Annotated in this window: 21 protein-coding genes and 2 pseudogenes; 11 read left to right on the forward strand and 12 right to left on the reverse strand. The window is 60.4% G+C overall.

The genetic code is table 11. The annotated features are described in order from the left end of the window. The first annotated feature begins 143 nt into the window (after positions 1-143). The 6 genes from ACLLJI_RS04165 (at position 144) to ACLLJI_RS04190 (ending at position 5,740) form a co-directional block, all read left to right on the forward strand. Positions 144-1,502 carry a cysteine desulfurase gene (locus ACLLJI_RS04165; RefSeq protein ID WP_434618273.1) on the forward strand — a complete coding sequence of 453 codons (1,359 nt, stop codon included), beginning with the start codon at positions 144-146 and terminating at the stop codon, positions 1,500-1,502. Then, positions 1,499-1,969 (forward strand): Fe-S cluster assembly sulfur transfer protein SufU, encoded by a 471-nt coding sequence (gene sufU / locus ACLLJI_RS04170; protein ID WP_434618276.1) that lies wholly within the window; start codon positions 1,499-1,501, stop codon positions 1,967-1,969. The genes ACLLJI_RS04165 and sufU overlap by 4 nt, the downstream gene beginning before the upstream one ends. A gap of 370 nt (positions 1,970-2,339) precedes the next feature. Then, positions 2,340-3,401: a hypothetical protein gene (locus tag ACLLJI_RS04175; protein WP_434618279.1), complete on the forward strand. Its 1,062-nt coding sequence runs from the start codon at positions 2,340-2,342 to the stop codon at positions 3,399-3,401. 99 nt (positions 3,402-3,500) lie between these two features. Beyond that, positions 3,501-4,214: a class F sortase gene (locus tag ACLLJI_RS04180; protein ID WP_434618282.1), complete on the forward strand. Its 714-nt coding sequence runs from the start codon at positions 3,501-3,503 to the stop codon at positions 4,212-4,214. Between the two features lie 250 nt (positions 4,215-4,464). Beyond that, the gene (locus tag ACLLJI_RS04185) at positions 4,465-4,890 is read left to right on the forward strand and encodes a DUF6993 domain-containing protein (protein ID WP_434618285.1); all 426 of its coding nucleotides are present in this window, start codon (positions 4,465-4,467) and stop codon (positions 4,888-4,890) included. Positions 4,891-4,939: 49 nt separating this feature from the next. Further along, positions 4,940-5,740: a class E sortase gene (locus tag ACLLJI_RS04190; RefSeq protein WP_434618288.1), complete on the forward strand. Its 801-nt coding sequence runs from the start codon at positions 4,940-4,942 to the stop codon at positions 5,738-5,740. A gap of 238 nt (positions 5,741-5,978) precedes the next feature. On the opposite strand, the gene ACLLJI_RS04195 is transcribed toward ACLLJI_RS04190, so the two are convergent. The 5 genes from ACLLJI_RS04195 to ACLLJI_RS04215 all read right to left on the reverse strand — a co-directional run bounded on the left by ACLLJI_RS04195 (position 5,979) and on the right by ACLLJI_RS04215 (position 11,970). Continuing rightward, positions 5,979-6,605, reverse strand: coding sequence for an LPXTG cell wall anchor domain-containing protein (locus ACLLJI_RS04195; protein ID WP_434618291.1), 627 nt, complete (start codon positions 6,603-6,605; stop codon positions 5,979-5,981). 181 nt (positions 6,606-6,786) lie between these two features. Beyond that, positions 6,787-8,679: a DUF4012 domain-containing protein gene (locus ACLLJI_RS04200; protein WP_434618294.1), complete on the reverse strand. Its 1,893-nt coding sequence runs from the start codon at positions 8,677-8,679 to the stop codon at positions 6,787-6,789. A gap of 2 nt (positions 8,680-8,681) precedes the next feature. Beyond that, a complete protein-coding gene (locus ACLLJI_RS04205; protein WP_434618297.1) occupies positions 8,682-9,995 on the reverse strand; it encodes a UDP-glucose dehydrogenase family protein in 1,314 nt (437 codons plus the stop codon). Positions 9,996-10,065: 70 nt separating this feature from the next. After that, positions 10,066-11,505, reverse strand: a complete 1,440-nt coding sequence (locus ACLLJI_RS04210) for a sugar transferase (protein WP_434618299.1) — start codon at positions 11,503-11,505, stop codon at positions 10,066-10,068. Between the two features lie 330 nt (positions 11,506-11,835). Next, positions 11,836-11,970, reverse strand: coding sequence for an NAD-dependent epimerase/dehydratase family protein (locus tag ACLLJI_RS04215; RefSeq protein WP_434621180.1), 135 nt, complete (start codon positions 11,968-11,970; stop codon positions 11,836-11,838). Positions 11,971-12,291: 321 nt separating this feature from the next. Here ACLLJI_RS04215 and ACLLJI_RS04220 point away from each other — a divergent pair, with 321 nt between their 5' ends. Beyond that, a complete protein-coding gene (locus ACLLJI_RS04220; RefSeq protein WP_434621183.1) occupies positions 12,292-14,442 on the forward strand; it encodes an acyltransferase family protein in 2,151 nt (716 codons plus the stop codon). A 23-nt stretch (positions 14,443-14,465) separates the two neighbouring features. Here the strand turns inward: ACLLJI_RS04220 and ACLLJI_RS04225 are convergent. Beyond that, positions 14,466-15,092 (reverse strand): annotated as a pseudogene (locus ACLLJI_RS04225) (transposase); the annotation flags it as partial. Continuing rightward, the gene (locus tag ACLLJI_RS04230; protein WP_434618302.1) at positions 15,089-15,499 is read right to left on the reverse strand and encodes a transposase; all 411 of its coding nucleotides are present in this window, start codon (positions 15,497-15,499) and stop codon (positions 15,089-15,091) included. The gene ACLLJI_RS04230 and the pseudogene ACLLJI_RS04225, both read right to left, overlap by 4 nt. 680 nt (positions 15,500-16,179) lie before the next feature. On the opposite strand from ACLLJI_RS04230, the gene ACLLJI_RS04235 reads away from it, so the two are divergent. Genes ACLLJI_RS04235 through ACLLJI_RS04245 form a run of 3 tightly spaced genes read left to right on the forward strand, consistent with a single transcriptional unit; the run spans position 16,180 to position 17,967 of the window. Then, positions 16,180-16,680, forward strand: coding sequence for a transposase (locus tag ACLLJI_RS04235; protein WP_434612823.1), 501 nt, complete (start codon positions 16,180-16,182; stop codon positions 16,678-16,680). Positions 16,681-16,706: 26 nt separating this feature from the next. Continuing rightward, the gene (locus tag ACLLJI_RS04240; RefSeq protein ID WP_434612825.1) at positions 16,707-17,669 is read left to right on the forward strand and encodes an IS3 family transposase; all 963 of its coding nucleotides are present in this window, start codon (positions 16,707-16,709) and stop codon (positions 17,667-17,669) included. 25 nt (positions 17,670-17,694) lie between these two features. Then, positions 17,695-17,967, forward strand: a complete 273-nt coding sequence (locus ACLLJI_RS04245; protein WP_434618305.1) for a hypothetical protein — start codon at positions 17,695-17,697, stop codon at positions 17,965-17,967. Here ACLLJI_RS04245 and ACLLJI_RS04250 read toward each other — a convergent pair. Both ACLLJI_RS04250 and ACLLJI_RS04255 read right to left on the reverse strand, forming a co-directional pair. Then, positions 17,946-18,776, reverse strand: a complete 831-nt coding sequence (locus ACLLJI_RS04250) for a putative transposase (RefSeq protein ID WP_434621186.1) — start codon at positions 18,774-18,776, stop codon at positions 17,946-17,948. The two genes, ACLLJI_RS04245 and ACLLJI_RS04250, sit on opposite strands and share 22 nt — an antisense overlap. Further along, entirely contained in the window at positions 18,740-19,594 is an 855-nt protein-coding gene (locus tag ACLLJI_RS04255) for a putative transposase (RefSeq protein WP_434618307.1), read from the reverse strand. The genes ACLLJI_RS04250 and ACLLJI_RS04255 overlap by 37 nt, the downstream gene beginning before the upstream one ends. Before the next feature lie 229 nt (positions 19,595-19,823). On the opposite strand from ACLLJI_RS04255, the pseudogene ACLLJI_RS04260 reads away from it, so the two are divergent. Further along, positions 19,824-21,130: pseudogene (locus ACLLJI_RS04260) on the forward strand (ISL3 family transposase). Positions 21,131-21,564: 434 nt separating this feature from the next. On the opposite strand, the gene ACLLJI_RS04265 reads toward ACLLJI_RS04260, so the two are convergent. Genes ACLLJI_RS04265 through ACLLJI_RS04275 form a run of 3 tightly spaced genes read right to left on the reverse strand, consistent with a single transcriptional unit; the run spans position 21,565 to position 25,017 of the window. Continuing rightward, the gene (locus ACLLJI_RS04265) at positions 21,565-22,893 is read right to left on the reverse strand and encodes an O-antigen ligase family protein (RefSeq protein ID WP_434618310.1); all 1,329 of its coding nucleotides are present in this window, start codon (positions 22,891-22,893) and stop codon (positions 21,565-21,567) included. 12 nt (positions 22,894-22,905) lie between these two features. Beyond that, positions 22,906-24,015, reverse strand: coding sequence for a glycosyltransferase (locus ACLLJI_RS04270; protein ID WP_434618313.1), 1,110 nt, complete (start codon positions 24,013-24,015; stop codon positions 22,906-22,908). Positions 24,016-24,072: 57 nt separating this feature from the next. Beyond that, positions 24,073-25,017, reverse strand: a complete 945-nt coding sequence (locus ACLLJI_RS04275; protein ID WP_434618316.1) for a glycosyltransferase family 2 protein — start codon at positions 25,015-25,017, stop codon at positions 24,073-24,075. Between the last annotated feature and the right edge of the window lie 125 nt (positions 25,018-25,142).

Raw genomic sequence — 25,142 nt, forward strand, 5'->3', positions numbered from 1 at the left:
AACACGATCAGCCCGAAACAGGAGCAGAACGTGAAGTCATCAAATCACATCCACCTGTGCCCCCGGCCAAACCCGTCGGTGTGCCCGGAAGGTGCGACAATTAGGAATCATTAACATGCCCTATTCGACGAGGAGCTACTCTCTTGGCCCTGGTTTCCGCCGCCGGTACGCAGCAGCACGACACACAGCAGCACGACGCGTCCGCGCTGGATGACGTTGAGGTGCGCCGGATCCGCAACGATTTCCCCATCCTGAGCCAGCAGATCAGCGGCAAGCCGCTGATCTACCTGGACTCAGGCGCCACGTCGCAGAACCCGCTCAGCGTGCTGGAAGCGGAGCAGGAATTCTATGAACAGCGCAACGCCGCGGTCCACCGGGGCGCGCACCAACTGGCCGTGGCCGCCACGGACGCCTTTGAGCACGCCCGCGCCACCGTGGCAGGGTTTGTCGGCGCGAAGGACAACGAACTCGTGTGGACGGCCAACGCCACCGCCGGGCTGAACCTGCTGGCGTATTCGTTCTCGAATGCCAGCCGCTCCGGCGCAGGCAACCAACCCTCCCAGGCGCAGCGGTTTGCGTTGGCGCCCGGCGACGAGGTGCTGGTGACCGAGATGGAGCACCACGCGAATCTGATTCCGTGGCAGGAGCTGTGCCGGCGCACCGGCGCCACGCTTAAGTTCATTCCGGTCGACGACGACGGCGCGCTGCGGCTTGAGGAGGCGGAGCGGCTGATCACCGGCCGGACCAGGATTCTGGCCTTCACCCATGTCTCCAATGTTCTCGGCGTCATCACCCCGGTGCGGGAGCTCACCGCACTGGCGCACAACGCCGGCGCGCTGGTGGTGCTCGATGCCTGCCAAAGCGCCCCGCACCTGCCCCTGGATCTGAAGACGCTGGACGTGGACTTCGCCGTCTTCTCCGGGCATAAAATGCTCGGTCCCACGGGGATCGGCGCGCTGTACGGGCGGGCGGAGCTGCTCGACGCCATGCCTCCATTCCTGACCGGCGGGTCCATGATCACCACGGTCACCATGTCCGAAGCCCGGTACCTGCCCGCCCCCCAGCGGTTTGAGGCCGGCACCCAGCCCATTTCCCAGGCGGTGGCTCTGGCCGCCGCGGTGAACTATCTGCGCGAAACCGGCATGGACCGGATCCACCGGTGGGAGACGGAACTTGGCCAGCGCCTGGTTGCCGGGCTCGATGCGATTGACGGCGTCCGGGTGCTGGGTCCGAAGCCCGGGCGGGAACGCACCGGGCTTGCGGCCTTTGACGTGCAAGGCGTGCACGCGCACGACGTCGGCCAGTTCCTGGATGACCGCGGCATCGCCGTCCGCGTTGGTCACCACTGCGCGCAACCGCTGCACCGCCGGCTCGGGCTGACGGCCACCACCCGGGCCAGCACGTATCTGTACAACACCACCGACGAGGTGGATCAGCTGCTGGACGCCGCAGGCCGGATCCGCGGCTATTTCGGCGTCACCACGAGGGGAGCCGGCGTATGAGCGACTTGGATGCGCTGTATCAGCAGACCATTCTGGACCATGCCAGGGCGCGCAGCGGGGGAGATCTGCCGGAAAGCCAGACGGCTGCCGCCCCCGGTCTCCCGGGCACCGGGCAATCCCACCAGCTGAACCCGGTCTGCGGGGATGAGATCACCCTGCGCGTGGAGGTCGACGGCGGTAAGGTCACCGCAGTGCGCTGGAACGGGGCCGGCTGCGCCATCTCGATGGCCTCCGCCTCGGTGCTCAGCGAGTTGGCCGAGGGGCTGGTCCCGAAGGAACTGCAGGGGCTCATCGAGAACTTCCGCGAGCTGATGCGTTCCCGCGGCCGGATGGAGGCCGACGAAGAGGTCCTCGGCGACGCCGCGGCTTTGTCCGGCGTTTCCAAATACCCCGCGCGGGTCAAATGCGCCATGCTCTCCTGGGTAGCGGCCGAGGACGCGCTCCAGCAAGCGGTAACGACCCGCTGACCGGCACACCGGGGTTCAGGACAGCTTCTCGTCGAGTGGTCTGCTACTTGTCTTTCTACTCGCTTTTCCTCACTCCTACTTGGAAACCGGTAATTTCCCCGTCGTGGTGATCGTATCCGTGATAGTTGCTACTTGGGGGTAGCTGAGCGTTCGGGAGTCGCCCTCTTCCCCGGCCGGTCGGCAGGGGGATCAGCCCGCATCTGAGGGGTCATCTTGACTGGAACTACACATCGTCTGTTAGCAGCTTCTGCCACCGCCGCTCTTGTGGGCGGCGGTCTCTTTTTGACCGGTTCCCCCGCTGGCAGCTCCGTCTGCCAGCGCCTGCACGACTGCCCAAGCTGGCTTCACCACGGCGCTGACCAACGCCGGCGTGAAATCGGAACGCACGGCCCAGCTGGCCACAGCCTTACAGACGGTGCTTGACGCGCAGAAAGCGGGCGTGGCTGTGGTTGCCGCTGCCTTCGCGAACACCCCTCCGGCGGGGGCTGCATGGGAGGCTGCCAAGGCGGACCTGGTCAAGGCATCGGCGGATCTGCTGACTGCCCAGGCGGCGGCCGCGGCAGCGCAGCCGGCGCTCGGCGCGGCGCAGGCTGACTTGGCCATAGCACTCACCGCCCAGACGAAAGCGGCGGCCGCGGCTGCGAACGCCGGTGCCGAGCTGGCAGCGGCGGACGCTGCAGCCAAATCTGCCGCCGTCGCCGTCGTCGAGGCGCAGGCCGCCTTCGACGCCCTGCCGGCCGATCCCGCTGCCCCCAAGGACGCCGCGGCGCAGAAGCTCGCGCTCGCCGTCGCGGCCAGCGTGGCCGCTCAGAACAACCTGACGACGGCGCAAGGGAATGCCCAGGTGGCCGCTGCGGCGCTGGAGGCCGCCGACGCCGACGTCGCGAAGGCGCGGCTGCCGCTGGATCCCGCAACGTCCGGAACTCCTGCGGCTGTGGCTGTGACGGCTGCGCTCAATCTGCAAACGGCGCAGAAGGCCGAGGCCGCGGCTGCCGCGGCCGCAGTCACGACCGAATCTGCGTACGTGGCTGCAGAAAATGCGGCTGGGATTGCGGCAGCAGTAGCTGCTGTGCAGCAGGCGATGGCCGCCGTCGACGCCTTGAATGCTGATATGGGGGACTTGAGGATCGACACGGCGGAACTGCACCGGGCGTTCGAGGCCTCCATCGCTGCCTGCTCCGGCGGGGCAACCGGGACGGTCGTGACACCGAGGGTCGCCGGTGCGGGTACAGGGACCACCGTCGTCGCAGGGAAGGAAAGAGCCGCTGCACCCGTCGCGACGAACAAGGGCATGAATGTGCAGACCGCTGCCCGTGCGTCCGCGGACGAACCGGCTAACATCTTTGCTCTGGGCGGTCTGCTCGCTGCAGGCCTCGGAGTTCCGGTCCTGGTGGCCGTCAGGATGCGCCGCAAGTCACGAAACGATAGCTAATCTCTCCATGGCCTCAGGGGCGCCGGCTGGATCATTGCAGCAGGCTCCCCTGAGGCACCTACTACGTTTGCCACGGCATCATTAAGGACCATCACGTTCATGCCTGAAGAGGAAGCGCACGCTGCGGAACGGCCCGCGCAACTGAGTGCACGCCGCAAGCGGCGCCGGCTGGCCGTCGTTGTGCTGTTAATACTCGTAACCCTGCTTGGCGCCCTTTTTCTTCCCCAGCTTTCCGCGGATGTCGCCGCCACCGCGCCTTCCACGGCGTTTTCAACGGCTCCCGTTCCTCTCACACAGCCGGTTCCGGCAAGGCCCGCGAATCCTTCGCCGGCGGCAGCACCGGCGGCGGCAGCACCGGCGGCGCCAGGGCCGGCTGCCGCCGCGCCGGAGCGACTGTTCTACCCCAGCGTCGGGATCGATCTGAGCGTCCTGCCGCTCACACCCACGGACGCCGAAACCAATGGTCAGGAGCTGGATCCACCGCTGACCGAAAATGCGTACTGGTTGACCTCCTACGGGATGCCGGGCACCGGTTCAGCGAACACCACGTACATCGTGGGACATAGCTGGGAGGGCAGGGACGCTCCGTTCAACCACCTCAGCGCCCAGGCGAAGGTCGGCGATGTCTTTACGGTCGTTATGGCCACCGGTTCGTTGGCCTATCGTGTTGACTCTGTCAGCACCCATGACAAGGACACCCTCAAGGACAGCGACATCTGGAACATCGTGCCGAACCGGCTGATCCTGGTGAGCTGTTACACGGAAGATCTCTGGGGTAAGAACGTGATTATCAGCGCAAGCCTTGCCGGCTGATCCCGCAGCCTAACGGCTCGGCACCGCCGCGAACGCTGCCGCGGACGCTGCCGCGGACGTGGCCGGGGACGTGGCCCGGGTGCCGGTGCGTAATTCGCGCTCCGTGGCATGACAGAATGGTGCGATGGTTCAGGGCAGCAGGAGCGCGTGTCGCACCAGCTTGGTACACCGATTTCGGATGAACGTCGTTGGCGTGGTTGTTGTGTTGAGTATCGCGGCCTTCTGCTCCGGCTGCAGCGCAAGAAGCGACGTGGTCCAGACAAAAGCGCTCCCTTCTGCCGCTTCGCCGTCAGCTGCTTTTGCGCCTACCGTCACCACCGGCGCGGTCTCCCTTCCTGACACGGTAGGCCCGAACACACCCTCCACAAGTCCGGAAGCCGACGCTGTTTCTGCGATGCAACTCTCGGTGGAGAAGGCACTGACCAAGTTGTCCGAAGTCTCCCCGCAGCCGGACCGCGGACAGGTGGAAGCCGCTCTTGCGCAGGCAGGCACCGCGCCGGAGATGACGGAGGTGTCGGATAGCCGGACACCGACGGGTCTCAAAGCGGACGGGGTTGAAGCGGGTGTGCTCAGCGGTACGCAATGCGTCATGGCGAAAATCCGTGACGGTCAAGTCTCTGTCGCCGTCCTGCCGGTGCTTTCCAGCGGTAAGTGCTTCATCGGCGGCGACCGTTAGTCTTTAATGAGCTGTCCCTTCAGCTGCTGCCTTTTATCCAGGAGAGTCCATGCCCCAGATGCTTCGATCACGGAGCGCTGTTACTGGCAGGAGCCACAAGTCCCCTCCCCGCCGTGCCCGTACGTCGGCTGTGCAGGTCGTCGGCGAACTGCTGCTGACCTTTGGCGTTATAGCGCTGCTTTTTGTCGGTTGGGAGTTGTGGTGGACAAATCTAACGGCAGGAGCGGTCCAGAGCGCGGCAGTTCAACAGTTTGCCCGCGAGGCTCCGGTACCAACCCCTGCCAATCCCCCCGGCGCCCCCCTGCCGTCGGCCTCCCAACCCCACGGAACCGCACCGGTACTGGAGGCACCGGACCATGGGAAGACATTCGGCATCATTTACATTCCGCGGTTCGGCGATACCTATAGCCGTCCCTTGGCCGAGGGCACCAGCATTGACGTACTGGACACCCTGGGTTTGGGGCACTATGCGAGTACCGCCATGCCAGGGGAGGTCGGAAATTTTGCCGTCGCGGGGCATCGGCAGACCCACGGCGCTGTCCTGGACAACATCCACACACTGGCCCCTGGAGACAAGATCTACATCCAAACCAAGGATGCCTTTTACACCTATGCGTTCCGCAATGAACAAATAGTTTTGCCGTCCCGGATGGACGTGTTGCTGCCGGTGCCAACCCAGCCCGGAGTCCAGCCAAAAGAGAGCTTGCTGACCATGACGAGTTGCAATCCAAGATTCGGCTCACAGGAGCGGATAATCGCCTACTCCGTGCTGGAATCATGGCGGCCGGTATCCGCAGGGGCTCCAGCTGCCATCGCTGGGCAAGTGGCGGCTCTGGCGGGGAGGGGCTGACTGTGTACGCGTGGATTTTTTCTCACCTGCCCGGGCCCTTCTGGCTGCGGGTCTTCAGCTCGGTCCTGCTGCTCGTGGGAGTCTTGGCCCTATTGCTCCAGATCGTCTTTCCTTGGTTATCCGATGCCAGCCATCTGACGGACTCGACAATCGGCAACGGGGCAGGAACAGGACCCGCCCCGTAGACGTAGAAGTGCCCGGAGCCTATGGCTCCGGGCACTTCTGCTGATGCTAAATGCTATGCGTCCACGGCGGTGCGGTTGCGGCGGCGGGAAACGACCACGGTGCTGACGCCTGCGGCTAGCGCTCCGGCACCGGCCAATGACCAGATCAGCACGCCGCTGTCTACGCCGGTGTAGGCCAGGCCGGTTCCGTTAGCGGCACCGGCTACGGCGGCGGCATCAGCTGACGTGCCAGTCACGTCGGCTGCGGTCCCGGCAGCAGCGACAACCTTGACGACCTGGCTGACCGTGACACCCGACGTCCGGCCCCTTGCGGTCAGCGTGTAGGTGCCGGTCTGCTCCAGCGGGACGTTGGCGGAGAAGCTGCCATCCGCTGCAGCAGTCGCGGTCAGCGAAACCGGAGCGGCCTTGATGATCATCGGAACGGACATCGACATGCCGCCGACGGAGCCAATGGCGCCACCGGCAACCGGGCTGGACATGGTGACCGTGATGTCGACGATTTCACCGGGAGTGAAGCCGGAGCCGCTGAAAACTACGGCCTGTCCTGGTGCTACGGTGCCCGCGGAGACCGTGGCACCGGGTGCGGAGGGATATTCGTCCGGCGCTGCCTGCGCGGCCATGGCGCCCGCAGAAAGAGTCAGGATGCCAGCAAGAGTTACTGCTGCAAGGGTTTTTTTCATAGCGATTCCCCGGTTCTAAAAGTGAAGTTATCGCTGGTGCCCCCAGTGAGACCGCGACCTATAACGACACTATCAGGTGAACATGGTACTTTTTTGCACTTGTCACGTTCTGTCACGTTCTGTTACCAAAATTTCACCAGTGAGCCATGTTGCGGAGGTGATGATTCGGAACTCGGCCGCGTCAACGGCACTCGGAGGCCATTTCCTCGGGCAGCACTACGTCGGAACGTTTCTCGATGGTAGGCGTCACCTCCAGCTCAGCCTGGCCCGTCTGCACCACCTTGGAGAAGTCGATCTCGATGGTCTTGGACTCACCCGGCGCCAGCTGCACCCGGATCACGCCAACCGGGCGCTCGGCATGCGTGAACGAGCCAAGTCCTGCGGTTTGGCCGTCGACTCTGGCACCTTGGGCCCGGGCCTGCGCCGGCCCATAGGCGACCACATTGGTAGCCACGCTGCCCCGCTCGACTCCGAAGACGGCGTCGCCCGTCACATACGCCGGGAGTGACTTCGCCGCATCCAGCGGGGCCGTATTGGTCATCTTCACCCGTGCGGTGTATTGCGCATAGCCGCTGGCAGAGCAGCGCTGCACTAATTGGACGGTGCGCTTGACGTAGTAATCCATCTTGGCGCCGGTGCCGTCATTAAAGTAGACGCCGAAGCCAGCGGCCGGAACACTCGGCCCGGAAATGGAACCGCTGATCGTCCGGGGGGACAGGGCCTTTTGTTCGTCCGGTTTCGCCGACCAGAGCAGAATCCGATGATCAGCTACACCCGTTCCCAGTGCCTGGACCAGATGTTCGCCGGAGGTCTTCCCCGCCGAGATAGCGTCAAAGACCCTTGTTGCCACCTCGGCAAAGTAGACGTCCTGCAGCTGTGGTTCCCGGACGTTGGCATAGACATCGGAGAGCAGCGTCTTCACCAGATTGTCCGCGGTGAGCTTCGCTGGCAGCCCGCTGCTGCCAAGCCCTTCCGGCATTCCAACGGTCATATCAATGGGCCCGGTGGCCTTCAACACGAGGGACAAGGCCACCGGGTCGAGGGAAATTACTCCGTCCACGGGCTCGGAAGAATGCCGCTGCTCCCACATGGCTTTGGCCGTAGCGGCTGCCGTGGGGAAATCGGGCGTCATGTTGACATCCTGCATAAAGGTGCCGATTCGACCGGTGTAGATGGTTTCCTGGCTCGGATCCACGCCGACTGGCGGGCTGAATGAGCCCAGGGCAGTTGCGGAATCCTGCGCCGTGAGCTGTATTTTGCCGTTTTCCACATGGATCAGCGCCAGCGCACCCGGGATTCCTCCGCTGGCCCGGATTTCCGCGTTGTTCTGGATCAGCAGCAGGTAATTGCGCGGTCCATCGGTTCCCATCATGGGAGGGATCAGCTGGGCGGCGTCGGATGCCACGGACAGCGTGCCGCGAACTTCGTTCAGCTGGTTCCTGGCGCCGTTCAAAGGGGCAGCAATCTGGGGGAGCAGACGGCTGGTATCGATGCCGGCCAGCCTGCTGTAGGAGAGCTGGACCGTATTCGCGGCGGAGACCACACTGGGAGTTGCCCGTATAAGCGGGTCCATGCTGACAGCGCCGGCCACCGGCGTCAGTGCCTTCCAGTCCAGGGACTCAAAGGCGCCGACCATGGGGACGGCGGCCAACCGGACCACATCATCGGCTGTAGTGGCGACCTCGGACGCTGCCGAAAAATTAGCCCCCAGCAACGGCAGTCCGCTGGCCAGCTTCCACAGTGGGTCAGCGCCGGCTTTCTTGGCCACGGCCGTGTGCGCGCCCAGTGATGCTACCGTTACCGCCGCCCCGGGCCCGTCATTGGCCAGCAGCTGGGCCTTCAGTTCCGGCAGCTGCGCGGCGGTGGCCTGCAGATTATCCTTGATTTGGCCGGCGCGGAATCCGAGCCAGGCCGCCGCGCCGCCCAGTATCACGACAAGGACGACGGCGGCAAGACCTGCCTGCAGCAGCCTCTTGCGCCGCCGTCGCCGGCCAGCGGGCTGCCGCGTTCTACGCCGGCGGGGGGCATCATCGGACGGCTCCGGTTGAGCGCCCGGCTTCGCGAAATCCGTCACTCCTAGGGCCTGCCCATTCCACGGTAAGTCCAACCCGCAGCGCGCCATTTCTGCGGATCCAGCGCGTTGCGGCCGTCCAGGATTCTGGCGTTGCGCACCAGCTGGATGGTCGCAAAGGGGTCCAGATCCCGATGCTGCCGCCATTCGGTCAGGAGCAGCACCGCATCCGCGTTGCGCAGGGCCTCCTCAATATCCAGCTCGTAATTGAGCTCCGGAAACCGCCGTGCCGCGTTTGCCAACGCCTGCGGATCCGTCACCGTGACCACGGCACCCTGCAGCTGCAGCTGGGCGGCAATGCTCAACGCGGGGGAGTCGCGGACATCATCGCTGTCCGGCTTGAATGCCGCTCCCAGGACGGTAATCCGCTGCCCCAGCAGGCTCCCGCCACACATTTCGCGGGTCAGCTCCACCACCCTGGTGCGGCGTCTCATATTAATGGTGTCCACCTCACGCAGGAACGTCAGCGCCTGATCCGCGCCCAGTTCCCCTGCACGGGCCATAAAGGACCTGATGTCCTTGGGCAGGCAGCCGCCGCCAAACCCGATCCCGGCGTGCAGAAACTTCCGACCAATCCGCTCATCCATGCCGATGGCGTCGGCCAGTAGCGTGACGTCAGCACCCGCGGCGTCACAAACTTCAGCCATCGCATTGATGAAGGAAATCTTGGTTGCCAGGAACGAATTCGCTGCTGCCTTGACCAACTCAGCGGTGGCGTAATCGGTCACCAAGCGCGGTGTTCCCATGCCACGTGGAGTGGCATAGACCTCGTCCAGCACTCCGGCCGCAGCGTGGTCCTCGGAGCCGCCGGGCACGCCGTAGACAAAGCGATCTGGGCTCAGCGTGTCCTGCACCGCATGGCCTTCGCGCAGAAACTCCGGGTTCCAGGCCAGATGGGCGCCGGGCTGGGCGTCCCGAATCAATTCGGCCAGGCGGCCGGCCGTCCCCACCGGAACGGTGGATTTGCCCACCACCAGATCGCCGTCAGCCAGATAGGGGAGCAGGCCCAGCGCGGCGGCGTCCACGTAACGCAGATCCGCCGCGTTCTCGCCTTTCTTCTGCGGTGTCCCCACGCAGATGAAGTGCACGGCACTACCCTCGGCGGCGGCCATATCGGTGGTGAAGGTCAGCCGGCCGGTGGCCTGGACCTCACCAAGCAGCTCCTCCAACCCGGGTTCAAAGAAGGGTGCCCGCGCCGTGGACAGCTCGGCAATCTTCTGCTCATCCACATCGATGCCCACCACATCGTGACCCAGCTTGGCCATACAGGCGGCGTGGACGGCACCGAGATATCCGCAACCGATAACTGAGACGCGCATGAGTAAGGCCTTTCAGGGCTGACGTGGAAAACACTAGGTTTTGGGGGATCGAGGGCTGGAGCCCGAGGATTCAGACAGCGCCGGTGCTGGCAAATACGGCCTTGAAGGTCTTGAAGAGAATGACCAAATCAGACATCAGGGACCAATTCTCCACATAGTACAGGTCGAGCCGGATGCTCTCTTCCCAACTGAGATTGGACCGCCCGCTCACTTGCCAAAGGCCGCTCATACCGGGCTGAACGTAGAGCCGGCGGCGGGCATCATCATCATAGAGGGCTACTTCGCCATCGCGTTGGGGCCGCGGTCCCACCAGACTCATGCTGCCTGTAAGCACATTGAACAGCTGGGGCAGTTCATCGAGTGAGTACTTGCGCAGGATGCGACCAACCGGGGTTATCCGTGGATCATTCTCGATCTTAAATAGAGGCTTGTCCGCTGAGCCTTGCGCCAGGAGGAGACCACTGAGCTGAAGGTCCGCCCCCGTGACCATGGACCGGAATTTGACCATGTTGAAGGTAGTGGCGCGAAGGCCTACCCGCTCCTGGGTATAGAAAACCGGCCCCGGACTCGACATTTTGGTCAGCACAGCCAGTACGGCCAAGACCGGTGCGGCCAGGAGCAAAAGCGACCCGGCTCCTGCAATGTCGAAGGCGCGTTTGGCAACCTTTTTCCCGCCGGTCAGTTTTGGGGTGGAGACATGTATCAGGGGCAGTCCGGCCACTGGTTGTGTATGGATCCGGGGGCCGGCAACATCGGTGAGGGCTGGCGCCAGAATCATGGAGACGTTCAGAGCCGCAAGCTCCCAGCCCAACCGCCTCAAATCCAGGGGCCTTAGATTGACGCCAGCCGAGATAGCGACGGCATCGACGCCCGTAAACCTGATTGCGGTGATTATGGAGGCTACCGTCGGATCGTAACCAGCCACGGGGATGTCGAACCCGTCAGGCAGGTCCGCGGGAGCCGAGGCGCCCGGCAGATATACCGCAACCGGAGAATACCCAGCCGAAGGCCTGCTGCTTAGCGAACGGGCCAAATGTTCGGCCGCGTATGGACTGCCGACTACCATGACCCTCGAACTGCTGGCACCGCGACCTCGTTCTAAGGTTAGGTGCTGGCGGATCAACCACCGGGAAAGGAGGAGGCCGCCGAGTCCGGCGGGTAGGGCAAGGCCTACAAATCCACGTGCGGTATCAACCTTGAACGTGTAGGAAAGAACGGCAATAAGGCCGAAAAGCCAGAGGGACGCTGACGCGATCCTTTTGTATTCGTCCGTACCGGAACCAAGGATCGTTGAGTTGCGGCTGCCCCATGCACCAAGCATCACCCACCACACCACTGCAAGCACAATGGCGAATACAGCGTAGGCAACCGAGGTCTCTTCGGTGGCAAATTGATCCCCGACGCCAAAGCGGATCAGGAATGCACCCAAGGTGGCCCACAGGACGATGCACGCATCTACAATCGTTAGACGCCATGCGTACTTGCGGCGCCACTCTAAGTTTTCCCCCAACTGATAGCCCTTCTTCTGCCTACGCAGGTTTAACTGTTCGATTCGGCGCTGGATAAGATGCCGTTGCCGTGTACTGCTAGTTCCGAAGTAAGGCTAGATTCTTGCGACACCAAGTCACGGTGGATTCCATACCATCACGCAGACCAACCTGTGAAGTCCACTTGCAGTTCTAATGTCGCCAACGTCCTACAGCTTATGTGGCGTACCAACCGGTTTCGAAACGTCCCATATACTAGCGCCTTTGAAGCCCACCGCGTCCCCAACGATGGAAGCCAGCTATCGAATTGCAGTATCCGCACCGGTTCCGACCTTATCCTGTTCTGGCCCGTCCTAGTGCTCTAAGAGATGGGGGCAGGCCTTGGCCATGTCGTCAACATGAAGGAACTCACGCCGTGGGTTGCCTGTTCCCCAGTTAGTCACGACAGGTGATCCAAAAGCTACTGCCGCATCATACCGTCGGATTATCCAGGGGTTTCATGAGTGTGGCGGTTTTGGGGTGTGTTTAAGTGACAATGGTCTTTCTGAGCTTGGGGAATAATGGGCTGCAGCAACAAAAGTACGCCATGGCAAGCGAGAACTGTTTCTGCGCCTCGTCCCTCAGCTTGATCGCGGCGAGTGCGCGCTCTAACCGATTCCGGTACGGTTACCCTGATCTGTGGCGTCGTGGCCGGATACTACACAACGAAGGCGGGCAGGTGGTGACACTGCTCCATTATTATGTGGCAAATAATCGGTCCTATATGGCCTGTAGGATTGGCGCATCATCGGTATTATATGGGAGATTTCATGGTACTTTCTACGCCCACACTTCGGCCTGAATTGGGTCAGCCAGCTGGAACTAGGGCGTCTTCGTTCCGCCCTGACATACAAGGCCTTCGTGCTCTTGCCGTTGTGGCCGTGATTGCCGACCACCTTTTCGGTTACCCTCTAGGCGGTTTCGTCGGCGTAGACGTGTTCTTTGTAATCTCTGGTTTCATTATCACAGGGCTTTTGCTCAGAGAACATAATAAGAACGGTCGTATTTCCTTTTCGGATTTCTACCGCCGTCGTGTTCGGCGAATCATGCCGATAGCTCTGGTAGTGCTGACGGTTACCACAGCCGCCTCGTGGTATCTATTCGCGGGCGGGCGAGCGCGATCGATCCTCTGGGACGGGATAGCGTCTTCTCTTTTCGCCGCCAACTGGCGATTCGCAGCCACCGGCACCGACTATATGCAAGCTGACGGCCCCGTGTCACCTCTTCAGCACTACTGGTCGTTGTCAGTGGAAGAACAGTTCTACCTCATTTGGCCGTTGATGCTCGTTGTGATTCTTGGCTTCTTGGCAAGCCGCTTTTCATGGTCGGAAACCACGGCCAGACGAGTTCTTGGTGTTGTTCTCATTGCGGTAATCGCCGCATCACTAGCCTTCGCATACGGGGAAACGTTCAACGCGCCCACGGTGGCCTACTTCTCGACATTATCGCGGGCCTGGGAGCTCGGAATCGGCGCCCTCGTCGCTGTGCTGCTTCCGCTGCTGGCGAGGATCCCGGCCGTTATTCGGCTAGTATCTCAGTGGGCGGGCCTACTCGGCATCATCGCTTCACTATTCGTCGTTACTCCGGCCACGGCATTCCCCGCACCAGGAGCGCTACTGCCCGTCATTGCTACAGCAATGGTAATCGCCGGAGGCGTTGGCGGCCAGCGCTACATGTCGCCCCTAACGAATCCAGTGTCCCGATACATCGGGGATATCTCTTACTCCCTGTACTTGTGGCACTTCCCCGTGAACGTTCTAGGTGCTGTCATCGCGCCCTCCATGGGTATCATGGGACATCTCGTGGTGATCGGCATTATCCTGATGCTTTCAGTTGCCTCTTACCACTTTGTTGAAGATCCGCTACGACATTCTCAATGGCTTGAACTGCCTGGTCGGAAGCGGCATGAAAAAGCGCCGTTCCAATTGACTGTGAAGACTCAGATCATGGGAATTGCCCTGTTAGCTGTCGCTTCGATTGGACTCTCAGCGGTTGCGCTCGTGAAGTCGACACCCACGAACGAGGGCACTTTGGTGGCCGGTGTAGCTCCCGTCACGCCGAGCGCAGGGGCGACCGGCGCGCCAGCTACCCCGGAGGGTGCCCACCAAGCTAAGATCACGACCGCCTTGCAGGCAAGTGTGTGGCCGGCCCTCCAGCCCACAATAGATGACCTGGGCTCAAAAGGTTTCGACAAGAATGACTCCGAAGGGTGCTCCCCCGCAACGCCTCGAGGAAAAGACTGCTCCATGGCATCGCTTGATCCCGAGAAGCTCGCAGTCGTAGTTGGCGACTCCATGGGCGCAGCATGGTTGCCGACAATAAAAGCGGCGCTGGAACCCGAAGGATGGACTGTTGAGTCTATGACGTATGTGGGGTGCCCGTTCTTGGATGCAGATACGGTAGCGGCAGACGCTAGCATCACACATGCATGCCCAGGCCACAAGGCGCTTGTTTCCGCAGCCATCAAGGAAGTCAAACCAGCCCTCGTCATTGTCAGCAATCTCTATAATCTAACTTTGGCGTCAGGCGTTACAGGCGATGCTGCCGTTTCTGAGTGGGAGCAGGCAGCCATCACGGCGCGGGGGGACTGGCTTGAGGGAGCTGGCAGGGTGGTGACACTTGCGCCACCACCCGCTGGGAAGGACCCTAAGGCTTGTGTTACGCGTTTCTCGACACCTCATGATTGCACTTCTCAGGTCACATCAACCTGGAAATCCTTTGCAGAAGTGGACCAGCGCGTATCGAAGCTTGTGGGTGACAACTACCTCGACAAACGGTCGTGGTTCTGTTCCGCGGATCAGAAATGCCCAGTGTTCATTGATGGGACCATCGTTCGGCGCGACGCCACGCATATCACTAACGAATACGCGACCAAACTCGCGCCGTTGCTAAAGGCCGAACTCACTCCGATTCTTAGGTAAACAGATTCATACACCCTCTTGGGTTCCCAACGCCTGGCCTTCGTGCCGGTGAAGGCGATCATTTGGGTCCAGGCGATGATCTCGGAGGCGAGCATGACCAGATGACACCAGAGCTCGTTGCCGGCGAAGGCTTGCAACGGCAGGTTCGTCAGCCCGGTGTCCTTGGCGTTACGGATCCGGTCTTCACAACGTGCCCGCAACAGATGGCGGACCTCCAAGGCGGCCAGCTGGCCCTTTTCCTGATTCGTCGCGATCGCCGTGTACCGGTGCCCGTCAAGGTCGGTGATCCGCAACTGCGCGTCGACATGCGGGACCTCCTTGCGGACAATGACCCGCATCCCGGCCGGCCAGGAGGAGAGGTCCAGCATGCCGGTGATGTCCGCTTGACAGGCACCATCGCGTTCAAAGGCGTCACTGTCATACGCCTTGCTCCACCCCTTCTTCGGGACCAATGGGAGCACGTCGGCCACGGCGCCGTGGATCGGGAACCCGACAGAGTAGGAGAAGTTGCGGTGCTTGGCGGTGAGCCAGTCCAGGAAGCCATGCGTGCCACCGGCCGAATCCGTTCTGATCATGACCTTCCGCCCAGACCGGTACCCCTTCGGAAGTTGCGTGAGGAAATCCTTGACGACCGGGATATGGTCCGTCACGGTGTTGGGCCGGCATTGCCAGACCCCAGCAAGGCCACCAAGGGTTCCCCGGTCCCCAGCAGGCCGTGGTCAAGGAAGGAACACAACGGATGGAAGCCGAAGCCCTTCTTCCACGTCGGGCAGGCGGATTCCTTCTCCGAGTGCGAATTCAGCAACGACGCGTCCAGGTCGATGACCAGCGAGTTCTCCACGGTGACTCCGTGCAGCGGCGAGTCCTTCCCGGCTTGCGCCCAGACACGCGCACGCCCCGCGGCAGGGGCTTTGTTGATCGCTGCCAGCGCCTTGGCAGGCTGCACCGTTGAAAGAACCTTGAAGAGCCGGCTGATCGTGGGATCCGAGGCCACCGGCCCGTACACTTCCGGCTGGTTCCGTAGGCGATACACATCGGAAACGGCGTCCCCGCCCATTGGAAGAGGCGAGTCACTCCCGCCAATGGCCTCCTACCATCATCACCCTCAAGGGGCGGTGGTGAGCGGCTCCCAGTTTCTTCGGTGGGAACCGCTGGTTTGGGCGCCGTGCGGGTGTGGTTGTCGTGCTGGCGAGTCTTGTTTTCGACTGCAGCGCTAGGCTAATATTCGCGGGTTGGTTACCAAATGACGATTGTTCGGCTAGGGCTTGTCATTGTCTAGGATCGAGCGTTAACGGCACGGGCCGTATGCTCACAGTCGTGTCTCGAGCTGGCCCCAAAGTGCTGCCACGGCACAACGACTGCAGCCCGGAGGGCACGTTCTTTACTCCGCGTTTTCATGTGTTCCTCTAGCCGATGGTCGCTGAAAGGCCCCAGAGTGGGGCTGTGTGGTGGGGGAGTTAACCGGAATTATTTTGACTGTGCCAGAATACGCGGGAGCTACCGATAGTCTTGGAATATGGATCTCACACGTGCCGTCGCCGGATATCGCAAACTTGCTCGCCTATCTCGTGGAGCCGTCATGACGCTGGTTATACGGGTGGGTGGCGGGACCGTAGGAAACGGATTAGAAGTTGAGCCTGCCACTACCCTCCGATGGGGCGGTCCCTATCGGTCAGACTCGTTATATACCGCTTCTTGAACGAGAATAGAGGCTGAAGGCAGGAGGGAAACTACGCCATGACTATCGGAACATCAGCAGGAACCAGCCACCCCGAGCTGGGAGAACCAACCAACCAGGACGCAGGGGAACCGCACGAGGGTCCTCGGAGCAATCGGCAGGCACGCAGGACCTTTAGTGCCGCGTTCAAACGCGCGATCGTCCAGGAATACGACACGGCACCGAACGGGTCCAAAGGTGCGGTCCTGCGCCGCGAACGGCTCTACGACTCACACATCCAGGAATGGCGGGCCGCTATCGAAGCCGGCACGCTGGAGAAACCAGCAGCGGGGGCACGTAGGGGACGGCCGAAGAACACCGCCGAGCAGATCCAGATCGTCCAGCTGACCAAGGAACTGACCGCCGAACGCACCGCACATGATAAGACTCGAGGCCAGTTGGCTTCATCGGATGCGGCTCTGGAGACCTTGGGAAAAGGGGTCGCGTTCTTGGAAGCTCTCTCATCCAAGAACGCGTCATCACCGGCACCGACTACCAGTCATGGCAAGCAAAAACCGTAACGGAACTCACCGGGCATATCGGGTTAGTGAAAGCCTGCAAACTGGTAGGTCGGCCCCGGGCTACCCATCACCGCCAAGCCAACCCGAAACCGCGGATGCACGGTCCGTGGCCCAAGGCACAGCACCCGGCTGAGCTCTCAGCGGCCGAACGTGCCGGGGTCCTGGAGGTACTCAACCGGGAGGACTACGCGAACCTCTCACCGACCCAGGTCTACGTCCGCGAGCTGGACGAGGGGCGGTATTGGTGTTCTCAGCGCACGATGTATCGCGTGTTGGCGGAGGCGAAAATTGGCGGGGAGCGCAGGCGGCAGGCCACCCATCCGCCAAAGAAGATTCCCGAGTTGGTGGCCACGGAACCCAACGGCGTGTGGTCGTGGGATATAACGAAGATGAGGGGTCCGGCCAAGGGAATCTGGTACCACGCTTACGTGGTGCTCGATATTTTCTCCCGCTACGTGGTCGGTTGGCGCATCGAACGTATCGAGGACGGTCAGCTCGCTGCCGATCTCGTGCAGGAGATCGTTGCGGATACCGGTGGGCATCCACCGGGGTACCTGCATGCCGATGGCGGGGCGGCGATGACGTCCAAGGCCTTGGCCTCGATGCTGGTGGACATGGACATCACCCGGTCGCATTCCAGGCCTCATACAAGTAACGATAATCCGTTCTCCGAGGCCCAGTTCAAGACCATGAAATACACCTCTGACTACCCTGAACGCTTCGCTTCAGTGAATGAGGCCAGGGCCTGGATGGAAGGATTTATCGCCTACTACAACCATGAGCACCGGCACTCGGGAATTGGTTATCACACTCCGGCCAGCGTGCATTACGGCACCGCGGGTGCCGTGCGTGAACAACGCCAAGTCACCCTGGACCGCGCTTACGGCGCGCATCCTGAACGGTTTGCCCGCCGGCCTGCCGCGCCACCGTTGCCGGTCAAGGCGGCGATCAACGACCCAGCGAAACGCGCCGAGTTATCGGTTCATTAACTACTACGACCATGTCTCATTTGACTTGACAAATTCCGCCACCCTCGCCAGGGAGATCCGGACCAACACCGGCTACGCCCGCGCCACCGAGGAAGCCCACGCCCTGGCACGGCAGGTGCTCACCGGCAGCGGCGACATCGACACCACCACCCCCGGGTACCTCATCATTCGCCTGGACCCACTCCCCACCGCACGGGCCACCGCAGCAATCAGAGAACTCTGCCAGCACCTCACCACCACCCAAATCCGCTACCCAGGCACCGGGCTCATCCTGCGCTACGAAATCAAAAACCCCTGAACCCACACTGAATACCTCACCGTCAGGAGCCCTGGTGCCCCCATCCGGTAAATGATCTCACCGGCGCCCATGTCTGTATTGGTGGTGAGGATGTGGATCTGCCGTGTGTCCCCGCCCCGGGCGGGTACGATCCGGGTGATTTGCCGCATCCGAAACACTTCCCCGGTCTTGCTCAGGAGCAGGTCAACGAGGGTGTCGGCCGCAGACCACGACGATGATTGGCCGTGCTCGTCCGTATGGGTGACGCTGGTGAAGAGGTTCTCCGTGATGTCCTCGGTGGCGCCTTTGCGCCACGTCAACACATCAAAGCCCTTCCCGGCCATGTGTTGGAACAGTGCCGGGGACCAGCCGCCCCGGTCAAAACCAACGAGCACGTCTCGGTCGTCCCCTATGATCGTGCGCAGGGAGGGTAAGAGGCGGCGTAGTTCCCCGGTCAGCGCGGCACCGGGGGCGGCCATGACGACGAACACCGGGGACCCCTGCGAATCAGAGACCCAGGTCTCCTCCGTCGCCGGGACGGGGAACTTCAACCGGGTCGAGTGGACCTTGGCGATTTTCTTCGTGCCCTGGTAGGCGCGCACATGCCCGTCAACATATAACACCGCCGCCAAATCCTCACCGCCGTCCTCCCCACCACCGTTGTTGTTCAGGTGGTGGGTGGCCAGGGCCGTGATCAGCTCCCCGGCCCGGCCCGTTTCGGCGAGCAAACCGATTTTACGGCGGATGGTTTTCACTTCCGGGGCACGGTCCATACCCAGGACGCGCCCCAGGGCTACGGGATCGAACCGGGTCGCCCCTCGGCCCTGGATTCCCCGGCCAAGGCACGCAACACGGCGTCAAGACACATGGTCTCCAACCCGTAAAACCCGTCAGGGAACGCCGTGAATACGTCTTTCGCGCACGCTAGCAGCCCCGTGGTTTCCAGGGCGGGCAGGGCAAGGAACAACCCCGCGAACGGCACGCGGGCGGCCGGCGCGAACACCGGGACCGCGCACCCCGGCATCCCCGCCCGGGCGGCCGCCCGCTCCCGGGCCCGATCCACCGGACCCGGCAACACAGGCAGCCCGGTCTGCACCGGCAATTCGCGCTGGGGCGGTGTGGTCGCCTCCGCCGTGGTCCTGGCCGGCGTGGCTGCTGTTTCCGCAGCGGGTTCCGGCGCGGTTTCACTGGCCGGTTCCATGGCCAGTGCCCGGCGGACGCTGAATTCCGAGACGCCCACGGCCGTGCCGACGGACCGCAAGGACATACCAGTCTCCCGCAGGGAATGGATCCGGCTAATGAGCGACTCAGTCAACCGGGTGGGCCCCTTCGGGCCGCGTTTCTCCGGTGCCAGGGCCACCACGCCGCCGACGGCCAGCTGCTGACCCCACTGCCACAACGTCCCCGGAGAGACCTTGAACGCCTCGGCCACCTCGGCCACCGAAGCGGCCCGGATCTCGGCCAGCTTCACCGCCGTGAACCGGCGCGTCGCCACGTCCCCGGCATCCCAGGCGTAGGAGAGCTGACCATGAATGAACACCCGGCCGCCGGCGTCATCCTCCACCAAAAACACCGCCGATCCGACCGCTACCAGGCCAGGACCAGAACCAGAGACCATCGGAAGGGGCAGGGGCGGTTGCGCAGTCATTATGGCCATCATCCCACCCCTCCAAAAACGATTGATCTTCTTCTGTTTATTATATCGCTAATCGGGCAGAGTTAAAAGCCCAGCCACCAAAAAACGGCTCTTCAGAATTGAGAGTGTAGTCGGGGCTGCCGCGTGAGGAGTCCGCGGCGGGAGGTTGTTTCGGTTGAGGTGAGGGCCTTGGGAGAGAATCAGATTATCTAGATCTTGATTCCTCTACCGCAAGGCCCTCGTGTTCCACGCTACCTTCCATAGCCCTGACCTGACCACATTCTGCCGCCTCGATGAGCTCGGACTCGAGGCCACGGGACAGTACCTGAGCGGTGATCGGGCCGTCCTGGCCTGCCGTGTTGTTGATCCGGATGACTGGTGCCGGAACTGCGGGAGCCAAGGCATCCCTCGTGACACGGTGACTCGTCGGCTGGGCCATGAACCCTTCGGTTGGCGCCCGACCACACTGCTGCTGAGAGTGCGCAGGTACAAATGCTCTGGGTGCGGGCAGGTGTGGCGGCAAGACACCCCAAGGCCGCCGAACCACGGGCGAAACTCTCCCGCCGCGGACTGCGCTGGGCATTAGAAGGAATCGTGTGCCAACACCTGACGGTCGCCCGCGTTGCCGAAGGCCTGGACGTGACCTGGAATACCGCGAACAAGGCCGTCCTAACCGAAGGCAAGCGTGTGTTGATTGATGACCCGCACCGCTTCGACGCGGTCAAGGTCATTGGTGTTGATGAGCATGTTTGGCGACACACCCGCCGCGGAGACAAGTACGTCACCGTCATCATTGACCTCACCCCGATCCGTGATGGCACAGGCCCTTCCCGCCTGCTGGACATGGTCGAAGGCCGCTCAAAACAGGTCTTCGCCACCTGGCTAAAAGCACGCCCGGTAGCGTGGCGGGACGGGATCGAGGTCGTGGCCATGGACGGGTTCTCCGGGTTCAAGAGCGCAGTGGCCGAAGAGCTCCCCGACGCTGTTCCGGTGATGGATCCCTTCCATGTCATCCGCCTAGCTGGGGAGGCTTTGGATAGCTGCCGCCGACGCGTTCAGCAGCAGACATGCGGTCATCGCGGGCGGGCCGGCGACCCGCTGTATTCGGCTAGGCTGACGCTTCATACCGGGGCGGATCTGCTCACCGACAAGCAACGTCAACGCCTTGAAACCCTGTTCTCTACAGATACGCATATAGAAGTTGAAGCGAGCTGGGGCATCTACCAACGCATGGTTGCCGCCTACCGGGAACCAGACCGGCCCAAAGGGCGGGAGTTGATGCAAGCCGTGATCGACTCCGTCAGCACCGGAGTTCCCAGCGCACTCATCGAGCTCACAACACTCGGGCGAACCCTCAAACGTCGGGCAAAAGATGTGCTGGCATACTTCGATCGACCAGGGACCTCCAACGGTCCAACTGAAGCCATCAATGGCCGGCTCGAACACCTTCGCGGTTCCGCTCTCGGCTTCCGCAACCTCACCAACTACGTCGCAAGATCACTGCTGGAATCCGGCGGATTCAGACCGAAGCTACACTCTCAATTCTGAAGAGCCCAAAAAACCCCGGAAACCCAATGAAACCCACACACCCACCCCAGGCCATATCCAGAGCCCTGGGGCTCGCGTTGGCCAGGTGGGCAGACAAGACGGTGATGGGACCTCTTGGTCGGGCTCTTATCAAGTCATCTCGGGCTGGCCAACGTGTTTGGTGCAGGCCATCGAGTGGCGGACGGATCAAACGAAAGACAACGCCGGAGGTTGTCAGCCAAGTGGCGAGTCATGCCCGCCAATGGCCTATTACCATCATCACCGTCAGGAGCCCCGGGACCGGCGGACGGATCTGGAGAAGGACGACCTCGAGGGGCGTTAGTCCGGAGGGGAGTCACGCCAACCCACCGACCTCATACCATCATCACATTCAAGAGGCCCGAGTCGTGATTTTAAATTCTCCAAATCATGCGCAGGGCCAAGGGCACCAAAAATCAGATGGCACTCTTGAGTGCCAAGGGTTGATTTTTCTGAACTTCACTCATTGCTGAAAGGCTTCTACCAGCATGGCTTGTCGCCAGTATATAAATGACCGGAACAGCTATCAGGTTGTGTCCATCCAAAGCAACTGGATTCCAAAACGCTTCGGTTATCCCCATAACCGCAAGAAACATAATATAGGCCGTCCCGAACGCAGGGTATTCATTACTAACAAGGGACGTCTTGAGTGCGCAGTTAAAAAGCGCAAACAGCGCTACTACTGCAAGCGCTCCGCCTCCGAACAGCAGGAGTAGATATTGACTGTGTGGGAAAAGTGGGGGAAGCAAGCCCACAGACTGAAGGAAAGACCATCGATCCATTCCTAGTCCCATCACCCAGTCAGGGCCGAGTGCCAGTAAACCTCGTATCCAAATTCCTCCCCTATTACTGAACGATTCCGGTTCGGCGCTTACAAGAAAATAGAATCCGCTGGCAAATATCGACACGAGTAATAGACGAAAAAATCGCAGGCTGATTATGAGACGCCGAGACTGCCGCTGCTCATCTACAATTAGATACGACGAGGAACGAGAATTGTTGGTGATAGAAATAAGGCCCCAGGACAAAAGCGCGACCAAAAAAGCGAGTTGTGAAGTCCTTGATTCAGTCGCATACAAGACCAAACTCATTAAAGCGATTCCAGAGTAGCTACGTCCCGACTTCCAACAGAAAAAAATGGATAAGATGCCAATAACAGCAAACAAAGCCGCCGTATTCTCGGACTCAAATGGGCCACTGTATAATCCTCCAAAAGGACCGCATTTAAATTTATCGCAGGCTCTCCAAACTCCAGGCATTAAAAGGGAGGGTAGAATCACCAGACTAATCGCCAATACTGATACACGACAAAGGTCAGTTAATGTGAGTCGCACCAAGCTCAGCATCAAAGTAAGTGCTATTAAGGAAATAGTAGGTAGCAGCCGGGCCATCAAAAGACTCGCTAGACCTTGTTCGTTCATTAAAGCATTGACGAAAAAGAGAAGAAATGAAATCAGTGCGGGAAGTAGTGCGGTCCGGCGTAGACGAGAGGAAACCCGAGAAAGGAACGATCGTAGCGTTAAAGCAGACGAAAATAGAACGAGTAACAAAAGAAGTATAAATTGAGTTATTCGAGTTTGAGGAATCAGGGCTGTTTCGTAGAGCAGGCCGCCAAAAGTAAACACGAACATTCCAATAAAGCCGAGCCAATCACGGGCGATGACAGCGGTCCGGTAAATCGAACGAAGTTGGGATATTACGGATAAGATAGCAAGGACGGTAATCAAATCTAATATGGGTGTCATCGGCATCTCAACTCAGTGAATTGTCCCATGATCGTCCTCCAATAATTTCGTCCATTGCTTCTGGATCTTAGTGGGCCCAAAATCTACGCCCCTTCGTTCCGCTGCGACGACAAAGTCTTCATCGCTAATACGAGTATTTGACTTGGTTTGTATCATCTCTGCAATTAATTCCGGCTCCGGTAAGCAAAGCCAGCCCGGGGCGTAATAAGGAATCATCTTTTTGGAAGTCCGAGTAAGAACCGAAAGAACGGGTACCCCAAGGTTTGCAGCTTCTGTGTAAACGAGGCCAAACGTCTCAGCAACTGAGCAGTGGACTAGCATTGATGCTCGTTCTAGAGTAGCGCGGATCATTGGCGGTGGTAAGAAGCCTGTAAATGTCGTTCTTTTGTCTACCTCAAGATCGACCGCAAGTGAACGAAGGCGCTCTAAGCTGGGCCCAGTACCAATGATGGTCAATCTATAGGCCGGGTCTAGCAGCGCAAGCGCACGTATCGCGAGGTGTTGAGATTTCACAGAAGTCAACGAACCCACACAAACCAGGCTGTGAGGATCTGGGACTCGCCGTTCACAAGTCTGAGCAACGATGTGCGGAGTTGGTGTTTCAACGACATTTGGAATGACTAGGACTTTACGAATTCCTCGGTACTTGGCCATATCATCGCCGACGGCGGCGCTTACAGCGATTATGCTACTGGCCCGCCGATAAAGGATGCGAGACAGGTATGAGAGTAACCTGATCGACCTCGAACTGCGAAGTTTCTCAGACATAAGTGTGTGTTCCCAGACGATAGTGGGCTCCACTCTCCGTGGCGCCAGGATTAACCAGGGAATGGCCGCCCATACGCCAGCGAGGATAACCGTACCCAGATCCTGGCGACAGACAATCGGGAGTAGTCGGATTACGCTCAAAGTCCTGCGCACACCACGAAGAGGCGTACCCAGAACTTCGACTCCATGATAGAGACAAGTGTCTTCCTCCGATCCTCCTAGGACGATCACGTTGACATCGTAAGTTGTACTCAGTGCCTTTATGAGGCATAGCGTAACTTTTTCCAACCCGAGAACCGGAGAAAGGTGGGAGACCACGAAGGTTATTCGGCGACGGGGAGCTGGAGACGTCATTTTCCTTTACCCCATCTAGGCAAGCAGCACAGAGAAGACAACACCACAGGACACGTATCACTTAATAACACTGAGGAGCCTCTGGATCGTTCGTCTGGGCAGGATACCTGACAAACCGATAATAAGTGGCCCAAGGCTAGGGATCGTCCTAGTTCCGAATATACGACCAACAACTTCCAATACTCCTCGAGCATCCCGTCCTTGCAGAGCATAGCGTAGCGTTTGGGCTGTCAGAAAGTCCGAGTAGGGGCGACCGCCTTCGGTGCACAGGGTGGCCTCAGCCCATTTCAATGAGCTTGACCAATCGCTTCCGGCAGACAGCGATCCCGCTGATCCAACAAATATATTGACTAACTGTTCATCAGTTTGCAAAAAATAGGTTGACGGTTCGTGTCCGGCCCTAATCAGCCAGTCCCAGTCTTGATGACGATTCAGATCCTCGTTCCAAGGAATCTGAGTACATAGGGTGCGCTTAGCGAGAATAGTGGAAGTGAAAAAAGAAGCTCTTCTGGCGCCAGGACGCCGTCGTGAGAATAGATAGGATGCAAGGTTCTGGTTTTGCGCGATCAGCACGGCAGGAATGCCGGTAGTGATGCGCCGTCTTGACGTATCAGCGAACATTTGGACGATTCTCGAACCAATTACTGGATTTCCGGCCGGGCGATCATGGTTTCGCAGAAGATCAAATTGACACTTCAACTTCTCCGGCATCCATTCATCATCATCATCCAGAAATGCGATCCATTCCCCTCTCGCATTTCGCACGCCTAGGTTGCGGGCATATCCACCGCGCATTCCACCGCCCGTGAAAAGCAAGCTAGTAGCCCCCTCAGCGAGATCACGAACCCCATCATGAACGGAGTCAACGGCCAAGTCGAATACAACAATAATTTCCATATGACCCGCGTAATTCTGGCGTAGGACACTTGTTATGGCCCTACGTAGCTCCGGCCTTCCCGTGGAAGGTATTATAATTGAAACATCAACAATACCATCTAACATATGACTCTCCTGTCGGACGTGACCTTTAGTGAAAACAAAAAACCGCGCCTACTTAGTAGTTGTAGAAGCCTACGAGCATTCCGGCCCACCGGTTTTGCTCCCATAGCATTCTAAATCAGCCGTTC

This window comes from Arthrobacter sp. A5 (assembly GCF_051131705.1).
GTDB lineage: Bacteria > Actinomycetota > Actinomycetes > Actinomycetales > Micrococcaceae > Arthrobacter_M.